General features: G+C 61.7%; 16 protein-coding genes. 11 read left to right on the top strand and 5 right to left on the bottom strand.

What is annotated here, in order from left to right; all coding sequences use genetic code 11:
- Window positions 1-2: 2 nt before the first annotated feature.
- Together VOY09_RS14070 and VOY09_RS14075 are read left to right on the top strand one after the other, a co-directional pair.
- Window positions 3-1,454, top strand: coding sequence for an efflux RND transporter periplasmic adaptor subunit (locus VOY09_RS14070; RefSeq protein ID WP_322894392.1), 1,452 nt, complete (start codon window positions 3-5; stop codon window positions 1,452-1,454).
- Complete coding sequence (locus VOY09_RS14075; RefSeq protein WP_322894391.1) at window positions 1,454-4,849, top strand: efflux RND transporter permease subunit; 3,396 nt, start codon at window positions 1,454-1,456, stop codon at window positions 4,847-4,849. Before VOY09_RS14070 ends, VOY09_RS14075 begins: the two co-directional genes overlap by 1 nt.
- A gap of 55 nt (window positions 4,850-4,904) precedes the next feature.
- Here VOY09_RS14075 and VOY09_RS14080 read toward each other — a convergent pair whose 3' ends face one another.
- Window positions 4,905-5,702, bottom strand: a complete 798-nt coding sequence (locus tag VOY09_RS14080) for a protein-disulfide reductase DsbD domain-containing protein (RefSeq protein ID WP_322894390.1) — start codon at window positions 5,700-5,702, stop codon at window positions 4,905-4,907.
- Between the two features lie 103 nt (window positions 5,703-5,805).
- On the opposite strand from VOY09_RS14080, the gene VOY09_RS14085 reads away from it, so the two are divergent.
- Window positions 5,806-6,375, top strand: coding sequence for a YqgE/AlgH family protein (locus VOY09_RS14085; RefSeq protein WP_322894389.1), 570 nt, complete (start codon window positions 5,806-5,808; stop codon window positions 6,373-6,375).
- Here VOY09_RS14085 and VOY09_RS14090 read toward each other — a convergent pair.
- Window positions 6,372-6,932, bottom strand: a complete 561-nt coding sequence (locus VOY09_RS14090) for a TlpA disulfide reductase family protein (protein WP_322894388.1) — start codon at window positions 6,930-6,932, stop codon at window positions 6,372-6,374. The genes VOY09_RS14085 and VOY09_RS14090 overlap by 4 nt on opposite strands.
- A gap of 13 nt (window positions 6,933-6,945) precedes the next feature.
- Here VOY09_RS14090 and argH point away from each other — a divergent pair, with 13 nt between their 5' ends.
- The 4 genes from argH (at window position 6,946) to VOY09_RS14110 (ending at window position 12,580) form a co-directional block, all read left to right on the top strand.
- Entirely contained in the window at window positions 6,946-8,334 is a 1,389-nt protein-coding gene (gene argH, locus VOY09_RS14095; protein ID WP_322894386.1) for an argininosuccinate lyase, read from the top strand.
- 97 nt (window positions 8,335-8,431) lie between these two features.
- Window positions 8,432-8,746 (top strand): DUF2834 domain-containing protein, encoded by a 315-nt coding sequence (locus VOY09_RS14100; RefSeq protein WP_322894589.1) that lies wholly within the window; start codon window positions 8,432-8,434, stop codon window positions 8,744-8,746.
- Window positions 8,747-8,755: 9 nt separating this feature from the next.
- Window positions 8,756-10,024, top strand: a complete 1,269-nt coding sequence (gene lysA, locus VOY09_RS14105) for a diaminopimelate decarboxylase (protein ID WP_322894385.1) — start codon at window positions 8,756-8,758, stop codon at window positions 10,022-10,024.
- A 42-nt stretch (window positions 10,025-10,066) separates the two neighbouring features.
- Window positions 10,067-12,580: a TIGR02302 family protein gene (locus VOY09_RS14110; RefSeq protein ID WP_322894383.1), complete on the top strand. Its 2,514-nt coding sequence runs from the start codon at window positions 10,067-10,069 to the stop codon at window positions 12,578-12,580.
- On the opposite strand, the gene VOY09_RS14115 is transcribed toward VOY09_RS14110, so the two are convergent.
- Window positions 12,577-13,305 carry a zinc-ribbon domain-containing protein gene (locus tag VOY09_RS14115; RefSeq protein WP_322894382.1) on the bottom strand — a complete coding sequence of 243 codons (729 nt, stop codon included), beginning with the start codon at window positions 13,303-13,305 and terminating at the stop codon, window positions 12,577-12,579. The genes VOY09_RS14110 and VOY09_RS14115 overlap by 4 nt on opposite strands.
- A 166-nt stretch (window positions 13,306-13,471) precedes the next feature.
- On the opposite strand from VOY09_RS14115, the gene VOY09_RS14120 reads away from it, so the two are divergent.
- From VOY09_RS14120 to VOY09_RS14135, 4 genes are read left to right on the top strand one after another with little or no spacing between them, the layout of a single operon-like run.
- Window positions 13,472-14,146, top strand: a complete 675-nt coding sequence (locus VOY09_RS14120) for a cell division ATP-binding protein FtsE (RefSeq protein ID WP_322894381.1) — start codon at window positions 13,472-13,474, stop codon at window positions 14,144-14,146.
- 20 nt (window positions 14,147-14,166) lie between these two features.
- Window positions 14,167-15,036 (top strand): cell division protein FtsX, encoded by an 870-nt coding sequence (locus VOY09_RS14125; RefSeq protein WP_322894588.1) that lies wholly within the window; start codon window positions 14,167-14,169, stop codon window positions 15,034-15,036.
- Window positions 15,033-15,761, top strand: a complete 729-nt coding sequence (locus VOY09_RS14130; protein WP_322894380.1) for a lysophospholipid acyltransferase family protein — start codon at window positions 15,033-15,035, stop codon at window positions 15,759-15,761. Before VOY09_RS14125 ends, VOY09_RS14130 begins: the two co-directional genes overlap by 4 nt.
- Window positions 15,754-16,362: a pyridoxamine 5'-phosphate oxidase family protein gene (locus VOY09_RS14135; protein WP_322894378.1), complete on the top strand. Its 609-nt coding sequence runs from the start codon at window positions 15,754-15,756 to the stop codon at window positions 16,360-16,362. The genes VOY09_RS14130 and VOY09_RS14135 overlap by 8 nt, the downstream gene beginning before the upstream one ends.
- A 14-nt stretch (window positions 16,363-16,376) precedes the next feature.
- Here VOY09_RS14135 and VOY09_RS14140 read toward each other — a convergent pair whose 3' ends face one another.
- Together VOY09_RS14140 and VOY09_RS14145 are read right to left on the bottom strand one after the other, a co-directional pair.
- Window positions 16,377-17,339 (bottom strand): acetyl-CoA carboxylase carboxyltransferase subunit alpha, encoded by a 963-nt coding sequence (locus VOY09_RS14140; protein WP_322894376.1) that lies wholly within the window; start codon window positions 17,337-17,339, stop codon window positions 16,377-16,379.
- A gap of 70 nt (window positions 17,340-17,409) precedes the next feature.
- Window positions 17,410-18,369 carry an L-malyl-CoA/beta-methylmalyl-CoA lyase gene (locus VOY09_RS14145; RefSeq protein WP_322894375.1) on the bottom strand — a complete coding sequence of 320 codons (960 nt, stop codon included), beginning with the start codon at window positions 18,367-18,369 and terminating at the stop codon, window positions 17,410-17,412.
- Window positions 18,370-18,472: the final 103 nt, after the last annotated feature.

The raw sequence follows: 18,472 nt of genomic DNA on the forward strand, positions 1-18,472 counted from the left end.
TGATGCGTTTTCTGCGAAGAAGCCTGACGGGCATTTTTCTGCTGTCCCTGACCTTGGTCCTGCTGGCTTGGGCGGGCAGTATGGTGTTTAGCGCCGTTCAGGCGCGGATGAACCAGGAACCACGCAGCTTTGCCCAGAATGAACGGGAATTCACCGTCAATGTGCTGACGCTGGAAGCGCAGAGCCTGACGCCTGAATTGGTAGTGTTCGGCGAATTGCGTAGCCAACGCACTTTGGATTTGCGCTCGGCCACAGGCGGCACGGTGTTGGACGCGGATGCCGCGCTGGTTGAAGGCGGCACCGTCACTGCGGGCCAAGTGCTGGTCCGCATTGACCCGGTCGAGGCAGAGGCGGCATTGGCGCGGATTCGTGCCGATGTGCAGGATGCCGAGGCTGAATTGCGCGATGCGCGCCGCGCGTTGGATCTGGGGCAGGATGAATTGACCGCCGCCCGCGCGCAGGCGGCTTTGCGCGAACAGGCGCTGGCGCGGGCCTTGGATTTGCAGGGGCGCGGTGTGGGGACAACCTCGGCAGTGGAAGAGGCGGAACTGACCGCCTCCAGCGCCGGGGCGGCGGTTTTGACCCGCAGGCAGGCGATTGCGACGGCCGAGGCGCGGATTGATCAGGCCACAACCCGCCTTGCGCGATCGCAGATCGATCTGGCAGAGGCAGAGCGTAATCTGGCCAATACCGAAATCACCGCCGCCTTTGACGGGACCTTGACCGAGGTCACAATCACCCCCGGCGCAAGGGTCACCGCGAATGAGCTTTTCGCGCGGCTGATTGATCCGGCGCAGCTTGAGGTCGCGTTCCGCGTCTCAACCTCACAATATGCCCGCCTGCTGGGTGCAGATGGCCAGTTGACCCGCGCGCCTGTCACTGTGGCGCTTGATGCCTCTGGCGTGAACCTGTCTGCCAGCGGCCAGATCACCCGTGAAGGGGCCAGTGTTGGCGCAGGCCAGACCGGGCGGCAATTGTTCGCTCGGCTGGATAAAGCGCCGGGATTTCGCCCCGGCGATTTTGTCACCGTCAGTATCGCCGAACCGATGCTGGACAATGTGGCGCTGTTGCCTGCGACCGCTGTCGGGTCGGATGATATGATCCTGACCGTCGATGCGGATGAACGGTTGCAGCCCGTCGCCGTCGATGTCCTGCGCCGTCAGGGTGATGACGTGATCATCGCCGCCGCTGATCTGGCGGGGGCGATGGTGGTGATGGAACGCTCGCCTTTGTTGGGGGCCGGGATCAAGGTCCGCCCGATCCGGCCCGGCGTGGTCGTGGAAGAAACCGCCGCATTGATCCCGCTTGATGCCGACAGGCGCGCGCGGCTGATCGCTTATGTGACTGACGGGCCGATGCCCGATGAGGTCAAGGCACGGATCATCGCGCAACTGGAACAGGATGAGGTGTCGTCCGAGACCGTGGAACGGCTGGAAAGCCGGATGGGCAGCTGATGGCGACCGGGGGTGACAGGCTGACGGCGGGGGCAGGCGGATTGCTGTCCTATTTCACAAGGCACAAGACAGCGGCGAACCTGCTCTTGGTGCTGATGCTGGCAGCCGGTGTGCTGGCGATCCCCAATATGCGGGCGCAGTTCTTTCCCGATGTGATCATCGACAGCGTGTCGGTGAATGTCGGCTGGTCCGGTGCCGGGGCCGAGGATGTGGATGCCGCCATCGTGCAGGTGCTGGAACCTGTGCTGCTGGCGGTGGAGGGGGTGACGGGATCGTCGTCACGCTCGACCGAAGGCTCTGCGCGGATTTCGCTGGAATTTGAACCCGGCTATGACATGGACCGCGCCGCCGAGGATGTGCAGATCGCCGTCGATGGGGCAAGCAACCTGCCGGAAGATGCCGATGACCCCAGCATCCGGCGCGGCGGCTGGTCGGACCGAGTGACTGATGTGGTGATCGCAGGCCCCGTCGGTGTGGATCAACTGGGCCGCTTTGCCGATGAATTCGCGATCCGGCTGTTTGCCGAAGGGGTGACGCAGGTTTCGGTCCAAGGTGTCGCAGCGCCATCGATCATCGTGGAGGTGCCGTCCTTGTCGCTGATCGAACATGATATCGGGATCGCCGATATCGCGCAGCGGATTGCCGAGGAAACCGCCGCCGCCCCTGCCGGTGATGTATCCTCGAACGCGCGTGTGCGCACCGGCGTCGCCCGGCGCAGTGCCGAGGAGATCGGCGCGATTGCCCTGCGGTCCAATCCTGACGGATCGACCCTGACGATTGCCGATGTGGCCAATCTGCAGGTCGAAGGGATCGACCGCGACCGTGCCTATTTTGTGAGAGACGATCCGGCGATCATGGTGGTGGTGCAGCGCTCTGCCACTGGCGATGCGATTGGCTTGCAGCGCAGTGTTGAACGGGTCGCGGCGGAAATGCAGGCGGTTCTGCCGGATGGTGTGACGGTGCAACTGACCAATGCGCGCGCCGAACAGATCACCGGACGGCTGGATATTCTGGTGCGCAATGGCTTGACCGGGCTCGCGCTCGTCGTGGCGCTGTTGTTCTTTTTTCTGAACGCGCGCACGGCGTTCTGGGTCGCGGCGGGTATCCCGGTGGCGATGCTGGCGGCAGTCGCACTGATGTATGTGGCAGGGATCACGTTCAACATGATTTCGCTTTTCGCGCTGATCATCACGCTCGGGATCGTGGTGGATGACGCGATTGTCGTTGGCGAACATGCGGATTTCCGGGTCAGGCAGTTGAAGGAACCGCCCACGGTCGCCGCTGAAAACGCGGCAAGGCGGATGTTCAGCCCGGTGTTTTCGGCGACGATCACCACGATCATCGCGTTTTTCGGGCTGGTGGTGATCGGCGGGCGCTTTGGTGATCTGATCGCCGATATCCCCTATACCGTGATCGTCGTGCTGATCGCGAGCCTTGTGGAATGTTTCCTGATCCTGCCCAATCACCTGTCCCATGCGATTGCGCATTCGGCGAAGGATCATTGGTATGACCGCCCGTCGAAATACGTCAATCGGGGCTTTGACTGGTTCCGATTCACCTTGTTCGCGCCGTTCATGGCGCTGGTAATCCGGGCGCGCTATCCGGTGGTGGCGCTGGCGATTGTCACGCTTGCGGCCTCCTGCGCCATGGTCATTCGTGGCGATGTGTCATGGCGGTTCTTTGCCTCGCCGGAACAAAGTCAGGTCAGCGGGAATTTCGCCATGCTGCCCGGCGCGACACGCGACGACACGCTGGAGATGATGCGCGAAATGCAGCGCGCGACCGAGGCTTTGGGCGCGGAATATGAAGCCGAATATGGCATCAACCCTCTGCTGGCCGTGATTGCCGAGATTGGCGGCAATTCGGGCCGGCCCATTGCCGGGGCGGAAAACAAGGATGCTGATCAATTGGGTGCCATCACCATCGAACTGGTCGATGCCGACAGCCGTCCCTATTCCAGCAGCGCATTCGTGACTGCCTTGCAGGAAAGCATCATCCAGCATCCGATGGCCGAAACCGTCAGTTTCCGCAGCTGGGGGGCCGGGCCTGCGGCGGATGGGATCGAGGTGGAATTGTCCGGTGCCGACAGCACGACGCTGAAAGCCGCTGCCGAGGCGTTGAAGACCGAACTTGCGCAATATGCGGAAGTGTCTGCGCTGGAGGATTCGCTGTCTTACGACAAGGAAGAACTGGTGTTGCAATTGACACCGCAAGGTCAGGCGCTGGGGCTGTCGATTGACGGGCTGGGCCGTGTTTTGCGTAATACTTTGGCGGGGATCGAAGCGGCGAGCTTTCCTGATGGCACGAGGTCCGCCACGATCCGTGTGGAATTGCCGGAGGCAGAATTGACGGCGGATTTTCTGAACAATATCCAGATCCGCACTGGCGAGCGGACCTATGTGCCGCTGGCCGATGTGGTGACGGTCGAAACCCGCAGCGGCTTTTCCACCGTGCGGCGCGAAAATGGCGTGCAATTGATTTCGGTGACAGGCGAGTTAGACAGTGATGACGCCGCCCGCGCGACCGAGATTCAGCAGATCATCGCGGGCGATATCCTGCCGCGACTGCAGAGCGTTTATGGGATTGAAACGACACTCGCGGGCCAGAACGAACAGGAACAGCAGTTTCTGGGCGATGCGACGGTCGGGCTGATGCTGGTGCTTTTGGGGATTTACCTGACGCTGGCATGGATTTTCGGCAGCTGGACCCGGCCCATCGTGGTGATGTCGATCATCCCCTTTGCCTTGGTCGGGACAATCTGGGGCCATTACGTCTGGCAGATCCCGATGAGCCTGTTCACCGTTGTGGGTCTGATCGGGATGGTCGGGATCATCATCAACGATTCCATCGTGCTGGTGACCACGGTGGATGAATATGCGGCAGAGCGTGGGCTGGTCCCCGCAATCATCGATGGCACAGTGGACCGGCTGCGACCTGTGCTGTTGACGACGCTGACCACGGTGCTGGGCCTTGCGCCGCTGCTCTATGAAGGATCGACGCAGGCGGAATTCCTGAAACCCACGGTGGTGACGTTGGTCTTTGGTCTGGGGTTTGGGATGGTTCTGGTGTTGTTGGTGGTGCCTGCGATCATGGCGATGCAGGCCGATATCGCGCGGCAGATGCAGGCGGCGCGGCGGGCTTTGCGCGGGCGGCGGATGGCGATGGTGCTGCCTGCGGCGCTGGGCGTTCTGGTTGCGGCGATCCTGTTTGGTGCGCTGGTGCTGCCGTTGGTGCTGACCGGCGCGCCTTGGGCACCGATGCTGGCGGCACTGCCATTTCTGGCCGGTGGTTTTGGCCCGGCACTGGCGGTCTTCATGCTGGCGATGTTGGTGATGATGGTGGTGATCTATGCGGTCGCTATGGCGGGTTTCGCGCTACGGCGTGCGCGGGCCTGATGCGGCTGCGCCGCAGTCTCCGACGGGGATATTTATACTCTGACGATGCGCGCGCTTAGTTCGCTGTGCAGCCTTGAATATCGACAGCCGTGCCGTCACCCAGCACGGTAAAGCGCAGGGCGGACCGGTCGAGCGCGAAAGGCTGGCCTGAGACATGGACCATATCGACCACGGCGGTCAGTTGATTGCCCTGCCGGGTGACCTGCGGTTCAGAGACCCAGACCTGCGGATCGCCCGCCTCGATCACGACAGTTTCCTGCGCGGCAGTGGGGGCCATGGTGATGGTCGTCGCGAGCTGCAACCCGTCACTGATCGGCGTGACACTGCAGGCAACCGTTCCGACCTGCGCCTCGGTCCGGGTCAGCGGCCGGTCGCGGAGCGCGGCCAGAATCGCAGGGTCAGAGGCCCCCACCGGCGGCAGCAAGGCGGCGAAATCCAAGGTGACGGGAATGCAGACTTCGTCACAGACGCCGATTTCGATCTGGCCGCTGATGCCCACCGGCTGGCCATCATCGCCGACTTGCAAGCGCAGCGGGAAAGTCACGCTGTTTTCATAGCCGATGGACCGCATGCCGAATGTCTCATAAACTTCGGGCACTGGGAAATGGGGTTGCACGGCGACAATACCAGTGCCTGCAATGGCAAAAGCGGGCGGAATACCGGTATCGCCCGGGGCGCGCCAATAGGTTTTCCAGCCTTCGGCCAGATCGATCCGCAAGGCGGCGACGTGGGTGCCATCGGCCTCGCGCCAGCCGGGCAGGACGGTGACCGAAGCCAGGTCACCGACAGCTTGACCAAAGCTCAGGGATGGCAGGCAAGACAGGGCCAGAGTGATCAGCAGATTTTTGCGCATAGGTCTATTTGGGCGATTCCGGCTGACATGAAAAGTCACGATTGGGCGATTGACTGACACGTGCCGCCTTGCACCTGATCGGTGGGGCCACCATTGTACGAGGATGGAACTGACCGCCACCTCGCTTGCCGGAAAGCTGCTGATCGCGATGCCGGATATGTCTGATCCGCGTTTTGCGCGCGCTGTCATCTATCTTTGCGCCCATTCCGAGGACGGCGGGATGGGGGTGATCATCAACAAACCGCAGCGCCAGATCCGCTTTCCCGATCTGCTGGATCAGATGGAGATCCCGCATGGCGCGGATGCCCCCGATCTTGCGGTGCATTTCGGCGGGCCGGTGGAACCCGGTCGCGGCTTTGTGCTGCATTCGGGTGATTACCAATCCGGGCTGGGCACGCTGGAGGCGGCGGAGGGCGTCGGCATGACCGCCACGCTGGATGTGCTGGAAGACATTGCCGCCGGGCGTGGGCCGCAACAGGCGTTTCTGGCTTTGGGCTATGCCGGCTGGGGGCCGGGGCAGTTGGAAAATGAGATCAGGCAGAATGGCTGGCTGACCTGTGACGCCGATGCCGGGATCATCTTTGGTCTGGCGAATGAGGATAAATGGGCAGGTGCGCTGAAACTTCTCGGGATTGACCCGGTGCTGTTGTCGTCCACCGCAGGCCATGCCTAGGCCGGATCATCCAGCAGTGCCGTGAGGATCGCCACAGCGCTGGGGCTGGACCAATCCGCCTCGCCCTGCATCCGGGCAATTTCCATGCCATCAGGATCGAGGATCACCGTCACCGGCAGGCCGAGCACGCCCATGGCGCGGGCGAATCTTTGGCGCGGATCGATGTGCAATGGCAGATTGTCGACGCCGATTTCTTGAAAAAACCGTTCCATCGCAGGCTGCGGGTTTGGACCGACAGCGACAGTCACGACCGCGAAATCATCGCCGCCAAGGTCGCTTTGCAAAGCCGACAGATGCGGCATTTCCACCCGGCAGGGCGCGCACCATGTCGCCCAGAAGTTCAGCACGACATAGCGGCCTTCCAAATCGGCCAGCGTCATTTCGGTGCCGTCTTCGCTGGTGAACGCCTCCTCCGTTGTCGCAACCGGGGCAGGATGGAACACCAGTTTGCGCATCTCGCCTTCCCGCAGGTCTGCGATATCGGCGCTCTGTGCTGTGCCAAGGTTTGCAACACCCAGCAGGGCCGTATAAAGCAGGGCTGACAGTAACTTTCGCATGGGCGCTTCCTTTATGACCGACAACGCAAACTCGATGTGGGGCGGCCGCTTTGCCGCCGGACCGGACGCGATCATGGAGGCAATCAATGCCTCGATCGGATACGACCGCCGCCTTGCCCCGCAAGACATCGCTGGTTCGCGTGCCCATGCCGCCATGTTGGCCGCCTGTGGCATCATTTCAGATACAGATGCGGATGCGATCAGGGAAGGCCTTCTCACCGTATTGTCAGAGATTGAAACTGGGGATTTCCCGTTCTCGACCGCCCTTGAAGACATCCACATGAATGTGGAAGCGCGCTTGCGCGCGCTGATCGGCGAACCGGCAGGGCGGTTGCACACCGCACGGTCGCGCAATGATCAGGTCGCCGTCGATTTCCGGCTCTGGGTGCGCGATCAATGCGATCAGGCGGATGCGGCTTTGGCGGCTTTGCAGCAATCTTTGTTAGGTCAGGCAGAGGCGGGCGCAGATTGGGTCATGCCCGGTTTCACCCATCTGCAAACCGCCCAGCCGGTGACTTGGGGCCACCATATGTTGGCCTATGTCGAAATGCTGGCGCGGGATCGCAGCCGTTTCGCCGATGCGCGCAAACGCATGAACCAATCGCCTTTGGGGGCTGCGGCCCTTGCTGGCACATCGTTCCCGATTGACCGCGACATGACGGCGCAGGCCTTGGGCTTTGACGCACCGATGGGCAATTCGCTGGATGCCGTCAGCGACCGCGATTTCGCGCTGGAGTTTCTGGCCGCCAGCAGCATCTGCGCCATGCATCTGAGCCGGTTGGCCGAAGAACTGGTGATCTGGTCATCGGCGCAGTTCCGGTTCGTGAAGATGTCGGATAAATGGTCCACCGGGTCATCAATCATGCCGCAAAAGCGCAACCCCGATGCGGCAGAACTGATCCGCGCCAAGATTGGCCGGATTTTCGGGGCCAATGTGGCGCTGACGATGGTGATGAAGGGTCTGCCCTTGGCCTATTCCAAGGATATGCAGGAAGATAAGGAACAGACCTTTGATGCCGCCGACAGCCTGATGCTGGCCTTGGCCGCAATGACCGGGATGGTCGCCGATATGACCGCCAACCGCGATAATCTGAAGGCCGCAGCCAGCAGCGGATTTTCCACCGCCACGGATCTCGCCGATTGGCTGGTGCGTGAACTCGGCCTGCCGTTCCGCGAGGCGCATCATGTGACCGGGTCGCTGGTCGCCTTGGCGGAATCCAAAAGCTGCGATCTGCCGGATCTGACCCTGGCGGATATGCAGGGCGTTCACGATGCGATCAGGGCGGATGTGTTCGACGTGTTGGGGGTTGAAAATTCGGTCGCGTCGCGGATGAGTTACGGCGGCACGGCCCCCGCTCAGGTGCGCGCGCAGATCGCTGGCTGGAGAAAGGTTCTGTCATGAAATACTTCGCATTGATTGCTGTGCTGACAGCACTTGCCGCCTGCGGGGCGGATGGCGCGCCAATACCGCCAAGTGCGAATGCGGAGGTGGGGCAATGATCCGCAATCTTTGGCTGCTGCTGGCGATCTGGGGCACGATCCACCCGATGTATTATTTCATCGGCTGGTTCAACGCGAACACCTGGGACATCATGGCGATGGTGGATGCCTGGCATGCCAACCTGGCGACCAGCGGGCTGGTCTGGGATCTGACAATCGCTGCGATCACCCTGACGATCTGGGCGATTTATGAAGGGGTGTCGCGCAAGAATTACCTGAGCCTGTTGGCCGTGCCCGCGACCTTCATGATCGGTGTCAGTTGTGGTCTGCCATTGTATCTGTATTTACGCAGCCGCCCCGGTTTCGCCCGTTAGGACCTCGCTTTGGATCATTTTCTCTATCGTAACGGCGCGCTTTACGCCGAGGATGTGCCGCTGGCCGAGATTGCCGCCGCAGTTGGCACGCCGTTCTATGTCTATTCCACCGCGACACTGACGCGGCATTTTCAGCTGTTCGATGATGCCTTGGGCTTTGCCGATCATCTGGTGTGCTTTGCGATGAAATCTTTGTCCAATCAGGCGGTTCTGCGGGTGCTGGCGCAGGCCGGTGCGGGCATGGATGTTGTATCTGGCGGGGAATATCTGCGCGCCAAGGCGGCGGGTGTGCCGGGCGATAAGATCGTCTTTTCCGGCGTCGGTAAAACGGCGGATGAAATGCGCCTCGCCTTGGAAGGCGGCATCCGCCAGTTCAACGTCGAAAGCGAGCCCGAGATGATTGCGCTCGATGCTGTTGCGCAATCATTGGGCGTGATTGCCCCGATCACCTTGCGCATCAACCCCGATGTCGATGCCAAGACGCACGCCAAGATCGCCACTGGCAAATCGGAAAACAAATTCGGCATCCCGATTTCGCGCGCGCGTCAGGTTTATGCGCTGGCTGCAACCCTGAAGGGGCTGAAGGTCATCGGCATCGACGTGCATATCGGGTCGCAACTGACCGATCTTGCCCCGTTCGAGGCGGCCTATGCCAAAGTCGCCGAACTGACCGAAGTGTTGCGCGCTGACGGGCATGAGATCACCCGGCTTGATCTGGGTGGCGGGTTGGGCATTCCCTATGCGCGGTCGAACGAGGCACCGCCGCTGCCGTCGGATTATGGCGCGATGATCGAACGCACGCTCGGTCATCTGGGCTGTGAGATCGAGATTGAACCGGGCCGCCTGATTTCCGGCAATGCCGGGCTGATGGTGGCCTCGGTCATCTATGTCAAATCCGGCGAAGACCGCGATTTCCTGATCCTTGATGGGGCCATGAATGATCTGATCCGGCCTGCGATGTATGATGCCTGGCATGATATCGTCCCGGTGGTGGAACCTGCGCCGGGCACGGCACAGGCGCGCTATGATATCGTCGGTCCGGTCTGCGAAAGCGGCGACACTTTTGCCAAAGGGCGCGAGATCCCGCCGATGCAGGCGGGCGATCTGGTCGCTTTCCGGTCAGCCGGGGCCTATGGTGCGGTGATGGCATCGGAATACAACTCACGCCCGCTGATCCCCGAAGTGCTGGTCAAGGGCGATCAATTTGCAGTTATCCGCAAGCGTCCTAGCTATGAAGAGATGATCGCGCGCGATAGCCTGCCAGAGTGGCTGGAGTAGCCCAAACCGCGGAGAGTAACGCTGACACAGATCCCCGACCAGATGCGCCATCTGCGCCAGCCTGTCCGCTGGACCCGCATCGGTATGGTGGCGGAAAACGTGGTCCGGTGTTTCTGGCCGTTCTGGACGATCCTTTTGCTGGCTTTCGCGCCTTTGATGATGGGCTGGCAGGATATGCTGCCGCTGGAGGTGGTCTGGGCGCTGACCGCCAGTGTGATCATCGGGCTTGCGGCCACATTGATCATCGGCTGGCGGCGCTTTCACATGCCCAGCACAATCGAGGCTTTGGCCCGTGTCGATGCCACATTGCCGGGCCGGCCGATTGCGGCAATCAGCGATGTGCAGGCGATTGGCGCGGATGATCCCGCCTCGATTGCCGTATGGCAGGCCCATGTCACGCGGATGGCGGCGCGCAGTAAATCTGCCCGCGCTGTGGAACCGGACCTGCGGATTGCCGACCGCGATCCTTACGGGCTGCGGTTTATCGCGGTGTTGTTCTTTGTCGCGGCCTTGCTATTCGGGTCGGTGCTGCGGGTCACTTCGGTCGGTGACATCGTCGCGGGGCCCTCGGCGGCGCTGGCCTCTGGCCCGGTCTGGGAAGGCTGGGTGGAACCGCCCGCCTATACCGGGCGCCCGACGCTGTATCTCAACGATATTCCTGCTGGCGCATTGCAGGTGCCGGTGGGCAGCAATGTCACAATCCGGTTTTATGGCGAGGTTGGCGCGCTGCGCCTGACGCAAAGCGTGTCCGATGCCGCGGCAGAGCCGGTGGATGGCCAGCAGCAAGTCACGATCGACAGATCCGGCACGCTGGCCATTGATGGCCCGGGCAATGTGGTCTGGAATGTCACCGCAATCGCCGATGCCGCGCCGCAGGTCGCGCTGACCGCGCCGATCACCGCCGATGCGCTGGGCGAGCTGTCGCAAGCCTTTACCGCCAGCGATGATTACGGCGTGGAAAGTGGCACCGCGACCATCGCGCTGGATCTGGCTGCGGTCGAGCGCAGCTATGGCCTTGCCGTTGATCCTGATCCGATTGCCGATCTGGTGCTGGACCTGCCGATGCCCTTCACCGGCGACCGGGCCGCGTTTGAAGGGTTTCTGGTCGAAAATCTGAGCGAACATCCTTTGGCCAATCTGCCGGTGACCTTGCAGCTCAGCGTCACCGATGCGGCGGGCCAGACGGCCAGCACTGAGGCGGAGCCGCTGATCCTGCCGGGGCGGCGGTTTTTTCAGCCGGTTGCGCGCGCCGTGATCGAACAGCGCCGCGATCTGCTCTGGTCGCGCGACAATGCCCGACGTGTCGGGCAATTGCTGCGCGCGATTGCGCATCGGCCCGAGGATATCTTTCCTTCGGAAACCATGTATCTGCGGGTCCGCGCGATCATCCGGCAGATGGATGCGATCACTTTGGTCGGTCTGGATGATGACACGCAGGCCGAAATTGCCACAGCACTTTGGGAGCTTGCGATCCAGTTAGAGGAAGGCAGTCTGGCCGATGCCCGCGAACGTCTGGAACGCGCGCAGGAACGGCTGGCCGAGGCGATGCGCAATGGGGCGTCAGAGGCCGAGATTGCCGAATTGATGCAGGAATTGCGCGACGCGACGAATGACTACATGCGCATGCTGGCCGAACAGGCCGAACCCGGCGATGGCACCGATCAGGCGGATAACAGCGGCGAAAGCATGGAGCTTTCGATGAACGATCTGCAAGCCATGATGGACCGGATCGAAGAGCTGATGCAGGAAGGCCGGATGGCCGAAGCTCAGGCGCTGATGGAACAGCTCAACCAGATGATGGAAAATATGCGCGTGACCCAAGGCGAAGGCGGCGATGGCCCACCCAGCCCCGGTCAGCAATCGATGGATGATCTGGCCGATACGTTGCGCGAGCAGCAGGGGCTGTCGGACGAGGCGTTCCGCGATCTGCAGGACCGCGCCGATGGCAGCGGGCAAGGCCAGCAGGATGGCCAGCAAGGCCAAGGGCAGGATCAGCCGGGCCAAGGGCAGGGTCAAGGCAATGAGCCTGGTGATCAGGGCGGATCTGGTCCGGGCGATAACCAGAGCGGTCTGACCGACCGCCAGCAGGCGCTGCGGCAGGAATTACAACGTCAACGCGACGGGTTGCCCAATTTGCCGGGTGAAGCCGGTGACACGACGCGGCAATCGCTCGATCGGGCCGAAGGTGCGATGGAAGGGGCGGAAGAGGCCCTGCGCGGCGGCGATCTGGCCGAGGCGATTGACCGTCAGGCCGAAGCGATGGATGCCTTGCGCGACGGGATGCGCGAATTGGGTCAGGCCATGGCCGAAGCCCAGACTGGTCAGGATGGCGAAGATGGTGAAGCCGCGGGCAATGCCGTGCCGGGCCAGCGCGACCCGTTGGGCCGCGAGGCGGGCGATACCGGCCAGATGGGCAGAGACCAGAATATGTTGGGCAACACCGATACCAACCGCCGCGCGGCGGAATTGCTGGATGAAATCCGTCGTCGGTCGGCTGAACAGGAAAGACCCGAGGTGGAACGCGACTATCTGCGCCGCTTGCTGGGTCAGTTCTAGGCGTCGGCGCCGTTCATAAGCTCTGCCACGCGCGCTGCGATATCCGTCACGCCTTGGTTCAAGGTGATCCGCAACCGGTCGATCAGCGCGACATAGCTGGCCATGCCATCCTGTAGCTGCGGCAAGGCGGCGGTGATTTGATCTGCGAACACATAAGGCAGCAGCAGGATTGCGAAAATCAGCAGCATCAGGCCAAAGCCATAGCGGAATCCCCGCCGCGCGACGACCTCTTGTTGTTCGGACTCGGTCAGGCTGGGGCGTGCTGTCAATGACCGGGCACGCAGATTGGCATTGATTTCGTCCATGCTGGGCATGTCACGCGGGCCGGGATCGGGCTGCACGGGAACAATCGCTGGCACTGGGGCGGGCGGTTTTTTCGAGGTATCCTCGTCGCGGGTGATGCGACGGATCGGCTTGTGTGTCTCATCTTCCGTCTTATTGGCCGGTGCGTTGAGGTCACGGTCACGTGCGGCTTCTTCGCGCAGGATCGCTTTGACGTTGGCGTCAATCGGCTGCCGCAGGTCGCGTGCCACTTTGGCTGGGTCGGACGGCGCTATCAGCGGTGCTTCCGGCGGGATGGGGGCTGATTCCGTAGCCGGTTCGGGGGTTTCAATCTCGAACCAGGCATGGCCGCAACTGGAACATTGCACCTCGCGGCCCGCAGGTGGGATGGCCCCATCAGGAACATCATATTGCGCGCCGCAATTAGGGCATATCAACCGCATCTTATTAAACCTTTATTCCGGCTTTGGACCATATTGCGCCAGTGCATCCGACGCAACTTACCAATGCCACACCCAAAGGCAAAGGATTTGCAGCGATGCGCCGATGGTGATCATTGAATCCCGGCGCGGATTTAGGCACTACAGCAGCGTGAGTAAAGGAAAGATCGTGATTGAACTCGACAATGTCACTTATGGCTATGGCGGGACGCCGTTATTTTCCGGGGTCTCGCTCAAACTGGCGCCGGGGTCATTTCATTTTCTAACCGGGCCTTCGGGGGCAGGCAAGACCACGTTGCTGCGCCTGTGCTATGCCGATCTGCGCGCCCATCAGGGGCAAGTGCGCCTGTTTGGGCAGGATGCCGCCCATTGGACCCGTGACGAGGTGGCAATGGCCCGCCGCAGGATCGGTGTCGTCCATCAGGACTGCCAGTTTCTGGACCATCTGTCGATTGCCGAGAATATCGCCCTGCCGCTGACCGTCGCAGGTCGGCTGACGGAGGCGCAGGATAATCTGACGCAATTATTGTCTTGGGTCAGCCTTGCGCCGCAGGCCGGGCAATTACCGCCTGAATTGTCGGGCGGTGAACGGCAACGCGCCGCTTTGGCCCGGGCTGTGATCATGTCGCCCGATGTGGTGATCGCCGATGAACCGACTGGCAATGTCGATTGGGAAATGTCGCAGCGCCTGCTCGCCCTGCTGGTCGAGCTGAACCGGATGGGCAAGACGATCCTGATCGCGACCCATGATCTGGCGATGATCCGGTCGATGAAGGCGGATGTGAATGCGCGGGTCCTGCGGCTCAAAGGTGGCAAGTTGATGCAGGCGGGGGCAGAACTGTGAATTTTCTCCTGCGTTTCATCATGGGCGATCCGCTGGCGGATCGTGCTGTGCCCCCGACAGGTATTCTGGCAAAGCTGACGGTCTTCGTGGCCGCTGCGATGGCATTTCTCGCGATCTTTGCGCTGGTCTTGTCGTTGACCGCAGGCCGCGTCGCCAGCAATTGGGCTGACGATCTGGCGCAATCAGCGACCCTGCGTCTGCCCGCCGATCTGGACCAGACGAATGAGGCCTTGCGCGCTGCCGTCAATGTCTTGCAGACGACAGAAGGTGTGGCCTCGGCCCGCGTGCTGGAACCGGAGGAACAGCGCGCCTTGCTCGCCCCATGGTTCGGCCCCGATATGCCGGTCGAGGATCTGCCGATCCCGCAGCTGATCACGATCCTGCCGGATGAGGATGGCTATGACATCGTGGGTCTGCGCGCGCGGCTGCAGGCCGAGGTGCCAGAGGCGGTGCTGGATGATCACGGTGCCTGGCGCGAACCGTTGCTGGAGGCGGCCCAGCGGCTGCGTCTGGTGGGCTGGACGATTCTTGCGATCATTGCGGCCGTCATGGCGGCAATGATCACCACCGCCGCCCATGCCTCACTGGCCGCCAATGCGCAGGTCATCCGGGTGCTGCGGCTGGTCGGCGCGCGTGACGTCTATATCGCGGGGGCCTTTGTGCGCCGCTTTACCCTGCGCGCGGCATTTGGGGCGGCCATTGGTGCGCTGCTGGCGATTGCGCTGCTGCAGGTGATGCCGCAGCCCGATGCGATGGGCGTTTCCGACACAGGCTTTGGATTTCAGGGTATCGAATGGCTCTGGCCGCTGGCAATACCTGTGGCCGCCGCTATCGTGGCCTTCGTGGCGACACGCAGGGCGGCTTTCCGACGTCTGAAGGAACAGACATGAGATACGGCATACAATGGCTGCGGTCTTTGGTGTTCAACGGCCAGATCTATCTGGCGATGCTGGTGTTTGGCATCCTTTATACCCCCGCTGCGATCTGGTCGCGTGAAGGTGCGATTGCGGCCTGCCATGCCTATTGCCGCTGGGTTCGCTGGTCGGCCAGTTGGATGATCGGCCTGAAGGTCGAAATCCGCGGCACCCCGCCGGTGGACGAGGTGATGGTTGCCCCCAAACACCAGTCTTTCCTTGATGTGCTGATGATCTATGGCGCGATGCCGCGCGGTAAGTTCATCTTCAAGGCGGTGCTGAAATATGCGCCGGTCATCGGGCAGTTTGGCCTGCGGATCGGCTGTATCCCGGTGGATCGCGGCAAGCGCGGGCAGGCAATCAAAAAGATGGTGGCCGATGTGCAGGCGGGGCGTGCCTTGCCCGGACAGCTGATCATCTATCCGCAAGGCACCCGCATCGCGCCGGGTGTCAAAGCGCCCTATAAGATCGGAACCGGCGCGCTCTACCGTGAACTGGGGCAACCTGTCGTGCCGGTGGCCACCAATGTCGGCCTGTTCTGGCCCAAGCGTGGGATTTACCGCCATCAGGGGACGGCGGTGTTTGAGTTCCTGCCCCGGATCGAACCCGGGCTGGAGATCGCAACATTCATGACGCAATTGGAAACGGTCATTGAAACAGCCTCTGACCGGCTGAACGCAGAGGCAGGGTTTCATGGCTGATGACATCATATCTGATATTGCCGCGCTTGAGGCGATCTATGGCGAACCTGCCAAAGCGTCATTGACCAAGGTCGCGCAGCACCTGACGCCGCTTTACCTGAAATGGATCATGGCGTCGCGGTTCTGCATCGTTTCGACCGTCGGCTCTGGCGGCACAGACGGCAGCCCGCGTGGCGATGACGGCCCGGTGGTGCGCGCCATCGATGCGCAGACCCTGTTGATGCCGGATTGGCGCGGCAATAACCGTATCGATACCCTGCGCAATATCGTTGAGGACGGCCGGATCAGCCTGATGTTCATGGTGCCGGGCTCGGATAATGCCGTGCGGGTCAATGGGCGTGCGATTGTGTCTGTCGCGGCGCAGCATCTGGATCTGTTCGATGACAAAGGTCGCAGGCCAAGGTCGGTGATCGTGATTACCGTGGCAGAGGTTTACAGCCAATGCGCCCGTGCCATCATGCGCGCCGGGCTTTGGGCCGGGGTGGATGAAAGCGCTGATCTGCCCAGCGTCGGCCAGATGCTATCGGAACAGGACGCCGGTTTTGACGGCGCCTCCTATGATGATGCATGGTTGGACCGCGCCAAGGCGACGATGTGGTAAGGGGGTAGGCGGCGTTAAGCCGCCAAGCCCTTGCTGCCCAGATTGAGATATTTATCGCGCCGGTCCTTGCGCAGCTTGTCGCCCGATTTGCCGGTCAGCTCGGCCAGCATGGATTTCAGCGCCTCACCCACCACCTTGATCGCCGTATCACGGTCGCGATGCGCGCCGCCTTTCGGCTCTGCAATGATCTTGTCGCAGACGCCCAGTTCATGCAGGTCCTTGGCGGTCAGGCGCAAGGCCTCCGCGGCTTCGCGCATCTTTTCGGAATCCTTCCACAGGATTGAGGCGCAGCCTTCGGGGCTGATCACCGAATAGACCGAGTGTTCTAGCATCGCGACACGGTTGGCCGAGGCAAAGGCGACAGCGCCGCCGGACCCGCCTTCACCGATGATCACGCTGATCAGCGGCACTTTCAGTGCCAGACATTTCTCGGTCGATCGCGCGATTGCCTCGGACTGGCCGCGTTCTTCCGCACCTTTGCCGGGATAGGCACCGGGGGTATCGACCAGCGTAATGACAGGCAGGCCGAAACGGTCGGCCAGATCCATCAGGCGGATCGCCTTGCGGTATCCTTCGGGCCGGGCCATGCCGAAATTGCGCGCGATGCGGGATTTGGTGTCATTGCCCTTTTCATGGCCGATCACCATGACCGGCTGGCCATCCAGCCGCGCGATGCCGCCCATGACGGAATGGTCATCGGCAAAGTTGCGATCCCCTGCGAGGGGCGTAAATTCAGTAAACAAAGCCTCGATATAATCGATGCAATGCGGCCGTTCGGGGTGGCGGGCCACCTGACATTTGCGCCAGGGGGTGAGGTTCGCATAAAGCGAGGTCAGCAATTCACCGGCCTTTTTATCCAGCGCATTTGCTTCTTTCGACACATCCATATCCGCGTTGTCGCGGGCCATGGCGCGCAATTCTTCGGCCTTGCCTTCGATCTCGGCCAGCGGTTTTTCAAAGTCGAGGTATAGGGTCATCGGATCAGCGCACCTTTTTGCCACAAGTCTGCATTATATGGCGTATGCGCTGACCAATGGCAACGGCAGGTCAGGCGGCGGCGATCATCTCTGACTGCCGCACGATGACTTCGGCCTGCTTGATCGAGGCGATATCGACAAGGCGACCCTTGTAAACGGTCGCCCCTTCACCGCGTGCTTTGGCCTCTTCCATTGCGGCCAGAATCTCGCGGGCTTCGGCCACAGCTTCTTCAGATGGTGTGAAGACTTCGTTTGCCAAGGCGATCTGTTTGGGGTGGATCGCCCATTTGCCGACCATGCCAAGCGTCGCCGACCGCCGCGCCTGCGCGCGGTAGCCTTCGTCATCGCTGAAATCACCGAAGGGGCCATCGACGGGCAGCACACCATGCGTGCGGCAGGCGGCGACAATCGCTGTCTGCGCCCAATGCCACGGATCTGAATAATGGCGCGTCTCGCCATGCAGCATGTAATAATTCGCCTGCGTGCCACCGATGCCGGTGGTCTGCATCCCCATCGAGGCGGCAAAATCGGCAGCCCCCAGCGACATCGCAGCCATTCGTGGGGAACTGGCGGCGATCTCCTCAACATGGGCGATACCGGCGGCTGATTCGATGATCACCTCGAAACTGATCTGCTTGCTGCGGCCCTTGGCGCGTTCAATCGCGGTGACCAACGCATCCACTGCATAGACATCCGCCGCACAGCCGACCTTGGGGATCATGATTTGGTCCAGCCTGTCGCCTGCCTGTTCCAGCACATCCACGACATCGCGATACCAATAGGGCGTGTCTAACCCGTTGATCCGCACGCTCAGCGTCTTCTTGCCCCAATCGACCGTATTGATCGCCTCAATCACATTGGCGCGGGCTGTGTCCTTGTCGGACGGGGCCACACTGTCTTCCAGATCAAGGTTGATCACATCCGCCGCCGAGGCCGCCATTTTCGCGAACAGTTTGGTGTTCGATCCCGGCCCGAACAATTGGCAGCGGTTCGGGCGGGCCGGGGGTGTGGGTTGCAGGCGGAATGACATGACAGACCTCGTGAGTATCAAAATTGCGCAAGGGGTTTTGTCTTGGGTATAATATTGCGCAATGGGTCACAAGGATGATTTCGCACCCGCAGCATCGGCCACG

Source organism: Yoonia sp. 67-2 (genome assembly GCF_035117555.1).
GTDB lineage: Bacteria > Pseudomonadota > Alphaproteobacteria > Rhodobacterales > Rhodobacteraceae > Yoonia.

What these genes read in the sequence shown, in the direction of transcription:
- VOY09_RS14070 (WP_322894392.1), top strand. Translation starts at nt 3, where the DNA reads ATGCGTTTTCTGCGAAGAAGCCTGACGGGCATTTTTCTGCTGTCCCTG.
- VOY09_RS14075 (WP_322894391.1), top strand. Translation starts at nt 1,454, where the DNA reads ATGGCGACCGGGGGTGACAGGCTGACGGCGGGGGCAGGCGGATTGCTG.
- VOY09_RS14080 (WP_322894390.1), bottom strand. Translation starts at nt 5,702, where the DNA reads ATGCGCAAAAATCTGCTGATCACTCTGGCCCTGTCTTGCCTGCCATCC.
- VOY09_RS14085 (WP_322894389.1), top strand. Translation starts at nt 5,806, where the DNA reads ATGGAACTGACCGCCACCTCGCTTGCCGGAAAGCTGCTGATCGCGATG.
- VOY09_RS14090 (WP_322894388.1), bottom strand. Translation starts at nt 6,932, where the DNA reads ATGCGAAAGTTACTGTCAGCCCTGCTTTATACGGCCCTGCTGGGTGTT.
- argH (WP_322894386.1), top strand. Translation starts at nt 6,946, where the DNA reads ATGACCGACAACGCAAACTCGATGTGGGGCGGCCGCTTTGCCGCCGGA.
- VOY09_RS14110 (WP_322894383.1), top strand. Translation starts at nt 10,067, where the DNA reads ATGCGCCATCTGCGCCAGCCTGTCCGCTGGACCCGCATCGGTATGGTG.
- VOY09_RS14115 (WP_322894382.1), bottom strand. Translation starts at nt 13,305, where the DNA reads ATGCGGTTGATATGCCCTAATTGCGGCGCGCAATATGATGTTCCTGAT.
- VOY09_RS14125 (WP_322894588.1), top strand. Translation starts at nt 14,167, where the DNA reads ATGGGCGATCCGCTGGCGGATCGTGCTGTGCCCCCGACAGGTATTCTG.
- VOY09_RS14130 (WP_322894380.1), top strand. Translation starts at nt 15,033, where the DNA reads ATGAGATACGGCATACAATGGCTGCGGTCTTTGGTGTTCAACGGCCAG.
- VOY09_RS14135 (WP_322894378.1), top strand. Translation starts at nt 15,754, where the DNA reads ATGGCTGATGACATCATATCTGATATTGCCGCGCTTGAGGCGATCTAT.
- VOY09_RS14140 (WP_322894376.1), bottom strand. Translation starts at nt 17,339, where the DNA reads ATGACCCTATACCTCGACTTTGAAAAACCGCTGGCCGAGATCGAAGGC.
- VOY09_RS14145 (WP_322894375.1), bottom strand. Translation starts at nt 18,369, where the DNA reads ATGTCATTCCGCCTGCAACCCACACCCCCGGCCCGCCCGAACCGCTGC.